Origin of the sequence: Alteriqipengyuania abyssalis, assembly GCF_019857185.1 — a bacterium.
In the GTDB taxonomy this organism is placed as follows: Bacteria; Pseudomonadota; Alphaproteobacteria; order Sphingomonadales; family Sphingomonadaceae; genus Alteriqipengyuania; species Alteriqipengyuania abyssalis.
Map to the genome: position 1 here is coordinate 670254 of NZ_JAHWXP010000002.1, position 13887 is coordinate 684140.

At 66.8% G+C, this 13887-nt stretch carries 13 protein-coding genes; 10 read left to right on the top strand and 3 right to left on the bottom strand.

Going from position 1 to position 13887, the window contains the following annotated elements; all coding sequences use genetic code 11:
* Window positions 1–56 precede the first annotated feature (56 nt).
* Window positions 57–758, top strand: a complete 702-nt coding sequence (locus KYN89_RS08365) for a ZIP family metal transporter (RefSeq protein WP_248285080.1) — start codon at window positions 57–59, stop codon at window positions 756–758.
* Between the two features lie 40 nt (window positions 759–798).
* The gene (locus KYN89_RS08370) at window positions 799–2184 is read left to right on the top strand and encodes an L-serine ammonia-lyase (protein ID WP_222824645.1); all 1386 of its coding nucleotides are present in this window, start codon (window positions 799–801) and stop codon (window positions 2182–2184) included.
* A gap of 15 nt (window positions 2185–2199) precedes the next feature.
* On the opposite strand, the gene KYN89_RS08375 is transcribed toward KYN89_RS08370, so the two are convergent.
* Window positions 2200–2985 (bottom strand): PIG-L deacetylase family protein, encoded by a 786-nt coding sequence (locus KYN89_RS08375; RefSeq protein WP_222824646.1) that lies wholly within the window; start codon window positions 2983–2985, stop codon window positions 2200–2202.
* A gap of 497 nt (window positions 2986–3482) precedes the next feature.
* Here KYN89_RS08375 and guaA point away from each other — a divergent pair, with 497 nt between their 5' ends.
* From guaA to KYN89_RS08405, 6 genes are all read left to right on the top strand, one after another.
* A complete protein-coding gene (guaA, locus tag KYN89_RS08380; RefSeq protein WP_222824647.1) occupies window positions 3483–5057 on the top strand; it encodes a glutamine-hydrolyzing GMP synthase in 1575 nt (524 codons plus the stop codon).
* A 39-nt stretch (window positions 5058–5096) separates the two neighbouring features.
* Entirely contained in the window at window positions 5097–6548 is a 1452-nt protein-coding gene (locus KYN89_RS08385) for a M61 family metallopeptidase (RefSeq protein WP_346727216.1), read from the top strand.
* Between the two features lie 133 nt (window positions 6549–6681).
* Entirely contained in the window at window positions 6682–7824 is a 1143-nt protein-coding gene (locus KYN89_RS08390; RefSeq protein ID WP_222824649.1) for an alkene reductase, read from the top strand.
* A gap of 54 nt (window positions 7825–7878) precedes the next feature.
* Window positions 7879–8883 (top strand): zinc-dependent alcohol dehydrogenase family protein, encoded by a 1005-nt coding sequence (locus KYN89_RS08395; RefSeq protein WP_222824650.1) that lies wholly within the window; start codon window positions 7879–7881, stop codon window positions 8881–8883.
* Window positions 8884–8981: 98 nt separating this feature from the next.
* The gene (locus KYN89_RS08400) at window positions 8982–9182 is read left to right on the top strand and encodes a hypothetical protein (protein WP_222824939.1); all 201 of its coding nucleotides are present in this window, start codon (window positions 8982–8984) and stop codon (window positions 9180–9182) included.
* A gap of 55 nt (window positions 9183–9237) precedes the next feature.
* Complete coding sequence (locus tag KYN89_RS08405) at window positions 9238–9945, top strand: endonuclease III domain-containing protein (RefSeq protein ID WP_222824651.1); 708 nt, start codon at window positions 9238–9240, stop codon at window positions 9943–9945.
* Between the two features lie 79 nt (window positions 9946–10024).
* On the opposite strand, the gene KYN89_RS08410 is transcribed toward KYN89_RS08405, so the two are convergent.
* On the bottom strand, window positions 10025–10429 hold the full coding sequence (locus KYN89_RS08410) for a hypothetical protein (protein WP_248285081.1): 405 nt from the start codon (window positions 10427–10429) through the stop codon (window positions 10025–10027).
* Window positions 10430–10564: 135 nt separating this feature from the next.
* A complete protein-coding gene (locus KYN89_RS08415) occupies window positions 10565–10822 on the bottom strand; it encodes a zinc-finger domain-containing protein (RefSeq protein ID WP_222824915.1) in 258 nt (85 codons plus the stop codon).
* Window positions 10823–10936: 114 nt separating this feature from the next.
* On the opposite strand from KYN89_RS08415, the gene KYN89_RS08420 reads away from it, so the two are divergent.
* Together KYN89_RS08420 and KYN89_RS08425 are read left to right on the top strand one after the other, a co-directional pair.
* Window positions 10937–11875 carry an ABC transporter ATP-binding protein gene (locus KYN89_RS08420; protein WP_222824652.1) on the top strand — a complete coding sequence of 313 codons (939 nt, stop codon included), beginning with the start codon at window positions 10937–10939 and terminating at the stop codon, window positions 11873–11875.
* A gap of 84 nt (window positions 11876–11959) precedes the next feature.
* Entirely contained in the window at window positions 11960–13885 is a 1926-nt protein-coding gene (locus KYN89_RS08425; RefSeq protein WP_248285082.1) for a GGDEF domain-containing protein, read from the top strand.
* Window positions 13886–13887: the final 2 nt, after the last annotated feature.

The window sequence follows — 13887 nt, forward strand, 5'->3', positions numbered from 1 at the left end:
AGGTGGGCGGTGCCGGACGGGCACTTTGTCCGGGTAGAGCCGTAAGTGTAGCGATGATGATGACACTGATCGTGGTTGCGGTCGTCTCTGGTGCGCTGCTGCTGGGCGCGGCCTGGGGGCTCTATGCGCCGCTGAACAAGAAGACCGAGGGCTTTCTGGTCGCGCTGGCCGGGGGCGCGCTGCTTTTGTCCGTCACCAGCGAACTGATCCAGCCTTCGATAGAGCGCGGATCGCTGATGGTTGCAGGGCTCGCCGTGCTGGCGGGCGCGGGCGTGTTCACGCTCGCCGACTGGCTGGTGAAGGAAAAATGGGGCGGCGGCTCGGGCGGAGGGTTGCTGGCTGCGATCACGCTCGATGGGATTCCGGAAAACCTCGCGCTGGGCGTCGCGCTGATCGGCGCGGGGCCGATGGAGGTCGCCGCGCTGGCCGGATCGATCCTGCTGTCCAACCTGCCCGAGGCGGCGGGCGGCGCGAAGGAAATGCGCGGCGACGGCCGGTCGCGGAGCAAGATCTTCGCGCTGTGGGCGGGCACCGCCGTGCTGCTCTCCGCTGCGGCAATTGCGGGCAACCTCTTGCTCGAAGGCGCGAGCGAGACGCATCTGGGCGCAATCCGCTGCTTCGCCGCAGGGGCGGTGATCGCCAGCCTGGCGATCGAAGTCTTCCCGCAAGCCTTTCGCGAGGACGATTACTGGGCGGGTATTGCCACCGCGATCGGCGCGGTGCTCGCCTTCCTGCTCGGCTCGTTCGGCGGCGGGTGAGTGATTGACGTAGCGGAAGGCGTGCCCCATCGGCGCGGGCATGCTCTCTGTACTCGACATTTTCCGGATCGGGATCGGCCCGTCCTCCTCGCACACGGTCGGGCCCATGCGGATCGCCCGGCGTTTCGTCCGCGCCCTCGAAAAAGCAGGCGAATTGCCGCAGGTCGAGCGGGTGGCGGTCGAACTGCAGGGATCGCTCGCGCTGACCGGCGTGGGCCACGGCACGGTGGATGCAAGCATTCTCGGCCTCGCGGGCTTCCGGCCCGAACGGACCGACCCCGACGAGGCGGCGCGCACGCTGGCGAGCATTCGCGAGGACAAGCGGCTGCAACTAGGCGATCAGCGCGAAATCGCGTTCGATTCGCAGGCCGATATTGAGCTGGTCGGGCACATCATCCCCGATCTGCACCCCAACGGCATGGTCCTGCGCGCTTACGACGCATCGGGCAAACTGCTGCGTGAGGGCACCTATTTCTCGACCGGCGGCGGTTTCGTCGCCTCGCAGGCGCAGCTGAAGAAGCCGCCGAAAGACGATCAGGTGAAGGCGGGCGCGAAGGTGCCGCATCCGTTCGGCTCGGCGCAGGAACTGCTTGCGCTGTGCGCCGAGCATGATCTCTCAGTCGCGGATCTGATCCTCGCCAACGAGGACGCGATGCGCCCGCGCGAGGAAACCATCGCCGGGCTCGACCGGATTGCGCAGGCGATGGACGGGTGCATTGATCGCGGGCTGACCCAGCGCGGCATCCTGCCCGGCGGCCTCAAGGTCCAGCGGCGCGCGCCCGACCTGTGGGACAAGCTTTCCGGCAATCCGCTGTCGAACGAGCGCGAGCAGCTGTTCGACTGGCTCAACTGCTACGCGATGGCGGTAAACGAGGAGAACGCCGCCGGGGGCCGCGTGGTCACCGCGCCGACCAATGGCGCGGCTGGAATCATCCCCGCCGTGATCCGCTTCTATTGCAAGACCGCAGACGATGCCGACTGCGCGGAGAAGCGGCGGCTGTTCCTGTTGACCGCAGGTGCGGTCGGCCTGCTGTACAAGCAGCGGGCGAGCATTTCGGGCGCGGAGATGGGCTGTCAGGGCGAGGTCGGCGTGGCGTGTTCGATGGCCGCCGGTGGCCTCGCCGCGCTATGGGGCGCGACCCCGCATCAGGTCGCCAGTGCGGCGGAAATCGGGATGGAGCACAACCTCGGCCTGACCTGCGATCCCGTCGGCGGGCTGGTCCAGGTGCCATGCATCGAACGCAACGCGATCGGCGCGGTCAAGGCGGTCAACGCCGCGCGCCTCGCGCTGCACCGAACGGGCGCGGAAAGCCTCGTTACGCTGGATCAGGTGATCGAGACGATGCGCCAGACCGGGCTCGACATGAGCAACAAGTACAAGGAAACCAGCCAGGGCGGGCTCGCAGTCAACGTGGTGGAGTGTTGACCGGCTGACGCGCTCTCAGTCCGCCGAGCCGCCTCTCGAAGCGAAGGCGGGGCGGAAATCGACCGCGCCCTGCCAGATCGCCTGATCGAACACCGGGGCGAGCATTGCGCGACTCGCGGCGTCGAACTGAGTCGCGTGGCACTGGGTCGCGGCGGCGGCGGCGGCCAGGTCGGTCTCGTCATAGCCGATTCGCACGCTGAGCAGCGCGGGATCGGTCTTCGCCCAGTTAGCCAGTTCCGCGACCGGTGCCTGCCGATCCGCCCGAATGCCGAAATAGAGCAGCGCGGGGCGCTCGCTCGCGGGCATCGCCTCGACCAGCTGGCTGGTGAAGGCGCTGACCAGCCGGTGGTCGGCATGGCCATATCCGCCGTCCGGACCCCAGGTGATGATCGTCTCGGGACCGGCCGCCGCGATTTCGCTGGCGAGCCGGGCGATCAGGCCATCGTCCTCGGGAGTGTCGCGCGCCTCGTCCGCCAGCTTTCCGTCGTCATAGCCGAGCATCATCGGCGCACCGAGGCCCAGCGCCTTGGCGGAGCAGCGCGCTTCATCCTCGCGCGCGGCAGCAAGCGCTTCGCCCGGTTCCAAATCCGAAACGCCCGGCCCGGCATCGCCACTGGTCGCATAGACCAGCCGCACGTCGGCTCCGGCGCGGGCGAGGGCGGAGAGCGCGGGGGCCATCGGCAGCTCGTCGTCCGGATGCGCGAGAATCACCATCACCGGGCGCGTATCGCCGGCCGGCTGCGCCAGCGCCGCGCTGGCGAGCAGCAGGGCGGGCACGCCTGCAAGAAGCGGCTTGGACATTGCGATTCTCCCCTGTTCCATTCCCGTGCCAAACCCTGCCTCTCGCGTCTCGCAATGTCGAGCGCACACGCGAAAAGGCCCGCGTGCCCTGAGGAGCACGCGGGCCTTGAGGTTCCTTTGGAGAGAGAGGAACCGCCCTCCGGCAATGGCAGGCCCGCTTGGGGCGCATCAGCCTGGAGGAAAATTGGCCGGCGGGGATCTTAGGGGGGGGAGAGGTCGATCCACCGCCGGCTCGAGAGGGGAAATAATCTTACGCCCTACTATATGAAAGTGAGAAAACACGCAGGGCGGTGCAGTTTTTTGCAACTGACTGCGTGGGCTTGCTTAAGGGCATTTTCAGGCGTCTTGTGGGCATCAATATTGCTTTTGCGCCAGATTTTCGGAAATTTGGCGGGCGGGCGACAGGTTCGATCCGATGCAACTCGCGGTATGAAACCTCACCTGCACCGCTACGGCACCCGCTGGACAGGCGGCGGGGCAGCACTTACCGCGCGGCCATGCAGCCAGACCATCTCCCCGATTCCATCCTCATCGTCGATTTCGGCAGCCAGGTGACCCAGCTGATCGCGCGCCGCGTGCGCGAGGCGGGCGTCTATTCCGAGATCGCTCCGTTCAGCCAGGCCGAAGAGGCCTTCGAGCGGATGAGGCCCAAGGGCATCATCCTGTCCGGATCGCCCGCCAGCGTGTGCGACGAAGGCAGCCCCCGCGCGCCGCAGGTGCTGTTCGATTCAGGACTTCCGATTCTGGGCATCTGTTACGGGCAGCAGGTGATGACCACCCAGCTGGGCGGCGAGGTAAAGCCCGGGCACGAGACGGGCGAGGGCGGCGAATTCGGCCGCGCCTTCCTCACCGTGACCGAGCCTTGCGTCTTGTTCGAAGGGCTGTGGAACGTCGGCGAGCGGCATCAGGTGTGGATGAGCCACGGCGACAAGGTGACGCAATTTGCCGAAGGCTTCCGCATCGTCGCCACCAGCGACGGGGCTCCGTTCGCGCTGATCGCCGATGACGAGCGCCGCTATTACGGCACGCAGTTCCACCCCGAGGTGTTCCACACCCCTGATGGCGCGAAACTGCTCGCCAATTTCGCGCGCCATGTCTGCGGCCTCTCGGGCGACTGGACCATGGCCGAATACCGCGCGACCAAGATCGCCGAGATCCGCGAGCAGGTCGGCGATGCCAAGGTCATCTGCGGCCTGTCCGGCGGGGTCGATTCCTCGGTCGCCGCGATCCTGATCCACGAAGCGATCGGCGAACAGCTGACCTGCGTCTTCGTCGACCACGGCCTGCTGCGGCTGGGTGAGCGCGAACAGGTCGAGACCATGTTCCGCGACCACTACAACATCCCGCTGGTGGTTGTGGACGCCGAGGAACGCTTCATGGCGGGCCTCGCCGGCGAGACCGACCCCGAGAAGAAGCGCAAGTTCATCGGCGGCGAGTTCATCAACGTGTTCGAGGAAGAGGCGAACAAGATCGGCGGCGCGGATTTCCTCGCGCAGGGCACGCTCTACCCCGATGTGATCGAATCGGTGTCCTTCACTGGCGGCCCGTCGGTGACGATCAAGAGCCACCACAATGTCGGCGGCCTGCCCGAACGCATGAACATGAAGCTGGTCGAGCCGCTGCGCGAGCTGTTCAAGGACGAGGTGCGCGATCTGGGCCGCGAACTCGGCCTGCCCGACATGTTCGTCGGCCGCCACCCGTTCCCCGGCCCCGGCCTCGCGATCCGCATTCCGGGCGAAGTCACCAAGGAACGCTGCGACATCCTGCGCAAGGCGGACGCGATCTATCTCGAGGAAATCCGCAATGCGGGCCTCTACGACGCGATCTGGCAGGCCTTCGCGGTGCTGCTGCCGGTGAAGACCGTCGGCGTGATGGGCGACGGGCGCACCTACGACAGCGTCTGCGCCCTGCGCGCGGTGACCAGCACCGATGGGATGACCGCCGACGTCTACCCCTTCGACGGGGCGTTCATCGGACGCGTGGCGACGCGCATCGTAAACGAGGTGCGCGGGATCAACCGGGTGGTCTACGACTATACGAGCAAGCCGCCCGGCACGATCGAATGGGAATAGCCGGGCGTATCGGGGGGTACGACGATGGTTCGCGCATTGGTGGCAGCTCTTAGCATTCTGGCGCTTGCCGGATGCGCTTCCCTTCCTCCCCAGCCCGATGCCAGTGACCGCGCCGCCGCGCAGGCCGGCATTCTCTCGTTCGGCATCCAGCAGCCGGACCGGTTCGACGCCATCACGGTAAGGCTCGACCTGCCCGACTCCGCGGCGGGATCGGTGCTGACCTTTCCCGATTCCTGGGGACCGGAAGAAAACCTGTCGCAATCGCGCGGAGACATCGCGTTTCGCGGGCTGGAACGGCTCCCCGGTGAGGGGGAGGCTTACCGTGTAGCCCCCGGTGGCGGCTGGATCACCTATACGGTGGCGCAGGATTACGAGGGAGAGCCCGACTGGGAGACCCACCGCCTGCCCGGAATGCGCGTCCGAACCGCACCGAGCCACGCCTTCCTCCTCGGCCCGACTGTCCTTCCCGCATGGTCGCAAGGCGGCGTGCCGCTGACGCTCGACCTGCAATCGCTCCCGCAGCGCGCGGCCTTCAGCTTTGCGCCCGGCGATTGCGCGACGGGCTGTGCACTCGAGGATTTGGCGAATTCCGTGCTCGCACTCGGTGATTTCGCGTTCGATACAAGGCAGGCGGGGGACACCACGGTTCGCAGCGCCATTCGCGGTTCCTTCGCGATGAACGCGGACGCGATGTCCGGCGTGCTTGCCGGAATGCTCGACCAGGGGGCGCAGCGGTTCGACGATGCGCCCTTCCCGTCCTACCTTTTTGCCGTGAACCCGATCCCTGCGCCGCCGCAGGGTTCGGCGGTCGTGGGCACCGGCCTGCATCGCAGCTTCCTGCTGCTGGCGAGCGAGAATGCCGATGCCGAGCGGCTGCGCCACACGATCGCGCACGAGATCGTGCACGAATGGATCACCCGCCGGATGGGGCCCACCGACGAAGAGACGGACGCGCAGCGGATGTGGTTCACCGAAGGCGCGACCGAATATTTCGCATGGAAGCTGCAACTCGCCGCCGGGCTGATCGACACGCAGGACTTTCTCGCCGGCATGTCCGATCTGGCGAACGCATACCTTGCATCGCCCGTGCGGGAGCTGCCTGCGGGCGAGCTGGCGGAGCGCATCTTCGAAAGCGAGGAGGCGCAGCGCCTGCCCTATCAGCGCGGCGCGTTGCTGGCCTGGCACTGGGATATTCTCGCCCGGGAGCGCGGTTCCTCTCTCGACGCGGTCATTGCCGATCTGATCGACGGGAATGAGCGGCAGGAGCTTACCGATGCGCGGATCCGAGCGGCGATGACGCGGCGCATCGGCGGGCAATTCGACAGCGATCTGGCGCGCTATGTCGTGCAGGGAAAAGCGCTCGATCCGATGGCGCTGACCTTGCCGGGTTGCCTGGTCGCGATACCCGAGCGCTCCGGTACCGTCCGCTTCGCGATTGCGGACGGCAGCTCCGGAGACACTTGCCGGGCGGAGCTTCTCGGCCCCGCCTGAAGCAGCAAGATCGGCCTGGAACACGCCCGGTGCTCTCGTGCAAGATGACTGGAACGCTACACTTCGCGCCCGCGTTGTGATCGGCAAATGGCCGCGAGATTCTGCGCGGCGCAAACCAATGCCGGAGCTTTCCATGACCGATACCCACGCACCGCTGCTCGACCCGCTCGACATGGCGGATATCACCACGCCCAACAGGGTGTGGATGGCCCCGCTCACCCGCAGCCGCTCGACCGCGGGCGACTGCGAGCAGACCCCGCTTCACGCGCTCTATTATGCGCAACGGGCGGGCGCCGGCCTGATCGTTTCCGAGGCCACGCAGATCAGCCACGAAGGGCAGGGTTATGCCTGGACGCCGGGAATCTTCACCGAAGAACAGGTCGAAAGCTGGAAGCTGGTGACCGACGCGGTGCATAATGCGGGTGGGCGGATTTTCTGCCAGCTTTGGCACGTCGGCGCGATCAGCCATCAGGTGTTCCAGCCCGAAGGCGACGCGCCCGTTTCCGCCAGCGTATGGACGCCCGAGGGCGAGGCCTTCGTCGGCGACCGGCTGAGCGAGGGGCCGACCGTGCCCTTCCCCGAGGCGCGCGCGCTCGACCTCAATGAGATCCCGCGCCTGCTCGACGATTACCGGCATGCGGCGCGCTGCGCGGCCCGCGCCGGGTTCGACGGTGTGGAGGTGCATGCGGCGAACGGATATCTGATAGACCAGTTCTTGCGCAGCGGGACCAACCGGCGCGAGGACGAGTATGGCGGCAGTCTCGAAAATCGGCTGCGCCTGCTCGACGAAGTGGTCGCCGCGGTCACCGAGGTGCTGCCCGCAGGCCGGGTCGGTGTGCGCCTCTCGCCGATGGGCGGGCCGGGCGGCTCGTCCGATGCCAAGCCGGAAGAGACCTACCCCGAAGCAGCGGCCAAGCTCGCCGGGCGCGGGCTCGCCTATCTCCACGTCGTGCGACCCAACGGCCATACCGGCAGCGGCGGATCGGACGAGGGCAACGCAATCGTCAAGGACATGCGCCAGCGGTTCGACGGGGTGTTCGTCGCCAATGGCGAATTCTCGACCGAGGAAGCCGCGCAATGGGTCGGCGACGGCCACGCCGACGCGGTCGCCTTCGGTCGCCTGTTCATCGCCAACCCGGATCTGCCGACGCGGATCGCGGCGGGCGGCCCTTACGAAGAGGCCAACGAGGCCACGTTCTACGGCGGCGGGGCGGAGGGATATGTCGATTATCCCACGCTCGACCGCGTCACCGACCCGCTTCCTGTGCCGGCCTGAGAGCGCGAAGCCTCACCCCACTATGCAAGTTCTTTCCAGACGCTGGAGCCCGATATGAAAGCCGTCAAAGTCCGCAATCCCGCCAGTCCCGATTCGCTCGAGGTCGTCGACATCGACGCCCCGGGCGAACCCGGCCCCGGTGAGGTGCGGGTGAAGCTGCACGCCTCTTCGCTCAACTTTCACGACTATGCGGTCGTCGCGGGGATGATCCCCACCGAGGACGGGCGCATTCCGCTGTCCGATGGCGCGGGCGAGGTCGAGGCGGTCGGCGAAGGTGTCCAGGAGTTCGCGGTCGGCGACCGGGTGATGTCGGTCTTCTTTCCCGAATGGCAGGATGGTCGCCCGCCAATGGGCAGTTTCGAGACCACGCCGGGCGACGGCATCGACGGGTTCGCGCGCGAAAAGGTGGTGAAGCCCGCCCGCGCCTTCACCCGGATGCCCGACAATCTCGACTTCGCGCAGGCCGCGTGCCTGCCGTGCGCCGGGCTGACGGCGTGGCGCGCGCTGATGGAGGACGGCAATCTGCAGGCCGGGCAGACCGTGCTGCTGGAGGGCACCGGCGGCGTCTCGATCTTCGCGCTGAGGATTGCGAAGGCCGCGGGCGCGCGGGTGATCATCACCTCGAGCTCGGACGAGAAGCTGGCCAGGGCGCGCGAGCTGGGTGCCGATCACACGATCAACTACAAGAGCACCGACGACTGGGGCGATGCAGCGTTCGACTGGTCGAAGGGCGGGGTCGATCATGTGGTCGAGGTCGGCGGGCCGGGCACGGTCAATCAGGCGATCAAGGCGATCCGCCCGGGCGGGCACATCCACCTCATCGGCGTGCTGACCGGCCAGAAAGGCGAGGTCGAAACCGCCGCGCTGATGCGCAAGATGGGGCGGTTGCAGGGGCTCACCGTGGGCAGCCGCGCGATGCAGCTGCGGATGGTCGCCGCGATCGAGGCGGCGGGGATCGAACCGGTGATCTCGGATCGGTTTGCGCTGGCCGATCTGGCCGATGCCTTCCGTCACGAGCAGGATCAGAAGCACTTCGGAAAGATCGCCATCGACATCTGACGCGCCGGGAAGGTCCGCGGCGGATTGATCGGCGTCAATGATCTTGCGGCAGGCCCGCTGTATTGAGGCATCATCGCCATCAATGCGGGAGCCGTTTGATGTTTCGAATAACGCTGATCCTTCTGCCGATCGTCGCGACCACTCTCATGGGCATCGCCGTTATCACCGTCCTGTCGATGGACATGCAGGCCGGGTGGCAGCCGATTGCGGTCGCCTCGGCGGCGGGCTTCGTTCTCGCGGTTCCCATCTCGTGGTTCGTCGGCCGCAAGATCGTCGCCAAAACGGGTCTGGGCGGCTGACCATCATCCGCGCGGATTCTTGCTGTCCTTGCGAGCGCCAGCCTATGCCGGGGCGATGCAGCTTCCCCTTGGCGATGATCCGCGGACCGAAACGCTACGCCAGCTTCAGCCGCGGCTGATCCAGCGGTTCGGGCGGATCGAGCGTGCACCGAGGGAGAGGCGCGCGCCCGAATGGGTGCTGGTGCAGGGCGTGATCGGCGCGCGCACCCGCTCGGAAACCTCCAATGCGGCGACCGACCGGCTGCTGGCCGAATATGGATCGTGGGAGGCGGTGGCCGATGCGCCGCTGGAAGCCTTGCAGGCTCAGCTCGCCACCCAGACCTACCCCAATGTTGCGGCGGCGCGGCTGAAAGCGTGCCTTACCGATCTGGTCGAGCGGCGCGGCGCGGTCGACCTGTCGCATCTCGAACCGATGGAGACCGACGCGGCGATGGCGTGGCTCGAGCAGCTGCCCGGCGTGGGGCGCAAGATCGCTGCGGGGGTGGTCAATGCCTCCACGCTCGACCGCAAGGCGCTGGTGCTCGATTCGCATCACCGCCGGGTGCTCCAGCGGATGGGGCTGGTGCCGCACAAGGCCGATACCGCGCGCGCCTACGCCGCGATCATGCCCGCGATGCCGCCCGAGTGGAGCGCGGCAGACTTCGACGAGCATCATCTGCTGATGAAGGAGATCGGCCGTGCCTTCTGCCGCCCGTCCAGCATGGCGTGCGGTCAATGCCCCGCGCAGGCGCTGTGCGAGACGGGGCGGGCACGCGAACACTAGGCGCGGGCGCGCCGCTCGCACGAAAAAGGCCGCCCGGATCGCTCCGGACGGCCTCTCGCTTATCGGAAGATGGGGCCGGTCAGCCTTCGTCCTTCACCCGCTTGTAGGGGATGAAGTCGGTCAGGAAGACGGCTCCGCTGAAGAAGTTGCCCGTCCGGTCGCGGGTGGTGATCTGGGTCGTGCGGCACAGGCTGGGCGACGGATCGCGGACGACCAGATAGTCGTCGTCGTCCAGCGCCTCGGGATCCTGCGTGTAGTTCACGTAGATCGTCGATCCGGTGTCGTAGACCACTGCGGTCTTGTCGATGATGTAGAGTCGCGCGGAGGGTCGATGCGGGACGCAGTTGGTCGGCTCGCCCGCCACGCGGCCTTCAAGCAGCTTGTCCAGCCGTTCCTGCCCGGTCTGCCTCTCGGCAAGCGCGGGGGTGCTGGCGACAGCGAGTGCGGCCAGCATCGGGATGGCGAAACGAAAACGATTGGTCATGGCGATATCCTCGGCAAAAAATCGTCCCTCTGAGGTGCCTTTGTAGCACGCCCTGTCTGAACAACGCCTGAGAATCGCGGATGCTCCCGGTCGGGCATGCCGCCGGGCGCTCTGCCGATATTTGGGGATGGGTCCCTAGGGGTGCCCCGGGTCCGCGCCTTCGGAGATATCGCGCAAGCTGGCCTGGTCGACACCGTCGGCAGGTCCGCCTTCGAGAACGAAGCGTCGGTCGCAATAGCCGCAATCGACATAGCCGTGCTCGTCGATCTCCAGATAGACCTTCGGATGGCCGAGGGCTGCGGGCTTGTAATTGGCGCCCGTGCGAATGTCGGTCGCGCCATCGCACCAGACGCGGCGGGTGGTCACCTTGGAGATTTCGGGCGGGGGCGGCATGATCGACATGGGAGAAGCGCATATCTTCGTGCTCCCCGCTCGGCAAGAGCATGTGCGCAACAGGACGCGCGCAAAGCGGTGGCCAAGCGGGGCGATGCGTTTTAGGGCGGCGACATGGAAAACCGGCCCGCAATTTCGATCGACAACCTGACCAAACGCTATGCCCCCGCCAAGGGTGAGGCCGAGGGCAAACTGGCGCTCAAGGGCGTCAGCTTCGATGTCCCGCAGGGCGGCATCTTCGGCCTGCTGGGCCCCAATGGCGCGGGCAAGTCCACGCTGATCAACATCCTTGCCGGGCTGGTCACGCGGACCAGCGGCAGCGCGCAGATCTGGGGCTTCGACACCGCGAAAAACCCCCGCAATGCCAAGCGCGCGATCGGCATCGTGCCGCAGGAAATCGTGTTCGACCCGTTCTTCACCCCGTTCGAGGTGCTGGAGAATCAGGGCGGCTTCTACGGCATCCCGAAAGCCGAGCGGCGCAGCGAGGAACTGCTGAAAGCGGTGCATCTGTGGGACAAGCGCGACGCCTACGCCCGCACGCTGTCGGGGGGCATGAAACGCCGCCTGCTGATCGCCAAGGCGATGGTCCACTCCCCGCCGATCCTGGTGCTGGACGAGCCGACCGCGGGCGTCGACGTCGAACTTCGCCGCCAGCTGTGGGAGCTGGTGACGCAGCTGAACAAGGAAGGCGTCACCGTGGTGCTGACCACGCACTACCTCGAAGAGGCCGAGCAGCTGTGCGACCGGATCGCGATCATCAACCATGGCGAGCTGATCGCGAACAAGCCGACCCGCGAACTGGTCAGCATGGCGCGCGAGAAGATCATCCGGCTGGAGGTCGACAAGCCGCTGGCGGGCGCGCTGATGGACCCGGCTTTCACCCGGTCCGAAGTCACCGCGCCGCGCACGCTGGAGGTCACTTACGACCGCGACCAGATGACCGCGGGCCAGGTGCTGACGATCGTGCAAGGCCACGGCTACGCGATCCAGGATGTCTCGACCCTCGAACCCGATCTGGAAGACGTGTTTGTCCAGCTGACCGGCGCGGGGTAACAATCTGACTTTGCGCCGGTTTGTCCGCGAACTGGTGCACGGCGCGATAACCATTGGTCAATCACCAGCCGCTAGAACGGCTGCATGGCACATTTGCCACCTTTGTATCACCTGCGGCCCGCATGGCTGCGTCAGGCCTTCTTCCTGATCGCGCTGGCATGCGCCGTTTGCGCCGGACAGGCCAGCGCCTGCGTGGGAAGCGCTGACCCGCTCATACAACGGCTTGAAATCGAGGTCGGTCGCAACCCGCTCGCGGCGCTCGACAGCATTGCGCAGGAAATCGCGGATACCGATCCGCTGGACAAGCGCCGGCTGGCCGAATTGTACATCGTCCAGGCAAAGGCGCTGAACATGGGCGGTCTGGATTCCGCGCCTGCGCTGAAAAAGGCGCGTAGCGCGGCCAGCAAGCTCTCGGAGCGGGCACCGGCCAATATCCTGCTGCAGATGAACGCCTATTACGACCTGCCCGACGACCGGGCGAAGCGCAAAGCGCTTGCCTCCCTGGTGCGCAGCTATCAGTCGCTGCCGGACGGAAGCAGCGCGAAGACCTGCCGCGCGGTCGATCTGGCCTTCAACTACAGCTTTCAGGAAAAGCCGCGCGAAGCCTTCACGTTTGCCTCGCAGGCCTATCTCAACAGCGCCGACGACAAGTCCTCGCCCGCGCGCGCGGAGGCGGCCTCGGCGCTCGCCTATCTCGTCTCCAACAGTCACGATTTCGACTATGCGAAGCAGCTGCATTCCGAAGCACTCGCCATCCAGCTGAAGCTGGGAATGAGTGACCTTGCCGCGAACGAGCTTCTTGTGCGCGGATATACCGAGCTCAAAGACGGGGACTGGATCAAGGCCGTTGCCGATTTCAGGGAGTCGGCAAAACAGGCCCGCAGTTACGACAACCAGTATGCCGTCGATTACGCGCTGCTCGGCGTGTGTCAGGCCGCGCTTGAAGGGGGCAAGATCGCCGATGCGGCGCCCGAATGCGAGCGCGCCTATCAGGGCCTCGGCAAACCGGACGAGGCGATGGCCCTGCCTGCCACCGCGCTGATGGCGAAACTGCTTGTCGAGCGCGGCGATCCGGGGAGGGCTCTTGCGATCCTCGATCCCATGATCGCGAAGGGCAAGCAGGAGAACGCCTCCGACGACTGGCTCCTGGCGCTGGAGATCCGGGCGCAGGCCCTTTTCGCGCTGGGGCGCAACGCGCAGGCCTACGAGCAGATGCGGGAGGCGAGCGAGGCTGCGAAAGCCTTCCACGACACCGAAATGCAGAGCGGGACGGCTGCCCTCCAGGCGCGTTTCCAGACCCGCGAGTTGCAGCATCGCCTGGCTGAGGAAGAGCGGGCGAGCAGCACGCGCCTGCGGCTCGCGATCGCGGTGATCGCGGGCTCGACCACCACGCTGCTCCTGCTCGGCACGCTGATCTTTTTCCTGCTGCGGAACCGCCGCCGCTTCCGCCGCCTTGCGATGACCGACCCGCTGACCGGGCTGGCCAATCGCCGCGCGACGCTGGAGCGGGTAAGCGCGTCCCTGCCCGGCCCGGACGCCCCGCAGCCGCGTGCCTCGTTCGCGCTGCTCGACATCGACCACTTCAAATCGTGCAACGACACCTTCGGCCACGATGCCGGCGACCAAGTGCTGAGCCAGTTCGCGCGGGTGGTGGAGCGCTGCGTCCGTCCGACCGACATCGTCGGGCGCTGGGGCGGGGAGGAATTCCTCGTCATCCTGCCCGCAACCGGGCTGGAGGATGCCCGCGACATCATCGAACGGGTCCGCAGCGAGGCGGCGCTGGAGGAGTTCGATTTCGCCCCCGGTTACCGGCTGCGCTTCAGCGCGGGGATCGCAATGCCGAGCGAGGCGGGCGGCCTGACCGATGCGTGCCTCAAGCTGGCCGACCGGCGGCTTTATGCGGCCAAGCACCATGGCCGGAACCGAACCTGTATCGATGCGGGCATAGCATGGGCCGGACCTCCCGCGCCCCCTTCCAGCGCCGGCTCAGGTTCCGCGCGGGCCGCGTGAAG

Bases quoted from the DNA above. Each gene is read 5' to 3' on its own strand.
- KYN89_RS08365 (WP_248285080.1), top strand. From the start codon at position 57: ATGATGACACTGATCGTGGTTGCGGTCGTCTCTGGTGCGCTGCTGCTG.
- KYN89_RS08370 (WP_222824645.1), top strand. From the start codon at position 799: ATGCTCTCTGTACTCGACATTTTCCGGATCGGGATCGGCCCGTCCTCC.
- KYN89_RS08375 (WP_222824646.1), bottom strand. From the start codon at position 2,985: ATGTCCAAGCCGCTTCTTGCAGGCGTGCCCGCCCTGCTGCTCGCCAGC.
- guaA (WP_222824647.1), top strand. From the start codon at position 3,483: ATGCAGCCAGACCATCTCCCCGATTCCATCCTCATCGTCGATTTCGGC.
- KYN89_RS08390 (WP_222824649.1), top strand. From the start codon at position 6,682: ATGACCGATACCCACGCACCGCTGCTCGACCCGCTCGACATGGCGGAT.
- KYN89_RS08395 (WP_222824650.1), top strand. From the start codon at position 7,879: ATGAAAGCCGTCAAAGTCCGCAATCCCGCCAGTCCCGATTCGCTCGAG.
- KYN89_RS08400 (WP_222824939.1), top strand. From the start codon at position 8,982: ATGTTTCGAATAACGCTGATCCTTCTGCCGATCGTCGCGACCACTCTC.
- KYN89_RS08405 (WP_222824651.1), top strand. From the start codon at position 9,238: ATGCAGCTTCCCCTTGGCGATGATCCGCGGACCGAAACGCTACGCCAG.
- KYN89_RS08410 (WP_248285081.1), bottom strand. From the start codon at position 10,429: ATGACCAATCGTTTTCGTTTCGCCATCCCGATGCTGGCCGCACTCGCT.
- KYN89_RS08415 (WP_222824915.1), bottom strand. From the start codon at position 10,822: ATGCCGCCCCCGCCCGAAATCTCCAAGGTGACCACCCGCCGCGTCTGG.
- KYN89_RS08420 (WP_222824652.1), top strand. From the start codon at position 10,937: ATGGAAAACCGGCCCGCAATTTCGATCGACAACCTGACCAAACGCTAT.
- KYN89_RS08425 (WP_248285082.1), top strand. From the start codon at position 11,960: ATGGCACATTTGCCACCTTTGTATCACCTGCGGCCCGCATGGCTGCGT.